This window comes from Salmonella sp. SAL4457 (genome assembly GCF_046548235.1).
Lineage (GTDB): Bacteria > Pseudomonadota > Gammaproteobacteria > Enterobacterales > Enterobacteriaceae > Salmonella > Salmonella enterica.
This window is the reverse complement of sequence record NZ_JBGDZO010001487.1, coordinates 1-230: the sequence shown is the minus strand read 5'-3', so window position 1 is coordinate 230 and position 230 is coordinate 1. Positions and strand designations below refer to the sequence as shown.

At 65.7% G+C, this 230-nt stretch carries 1 pseudogene; it reads left to right on the top strand.

The window, feature by feature from the left end:
* Nucleotides 1–230, top strand: a pseudogene (locus ACLJNW_RS29145) (replicative DNA helicase); the annotation flags it as partial.

Sequence of the window (230 nt, the reverse complement as noted above, 5' to 3'; positions counted from 1 at the left end):
ACCCTGCGCCAACTGATCGGCATCAGCAACGAGATCGCCGACAGCGCCTTCCACCCGGAAGGGCGCGGCGCCAACGAGATCCTCGACGAGGCCGAGCGGAAGATCTTCGAGGTCGCCGAAGCGCGACCGACGACCGGCGGGCCGGTAGGGATCAGCGATATCCTGGTCAAGACCATCGACCGCATCGACTACCTGTTCAACACCACCGAGGCGCTGACCGGGGTGTCCAC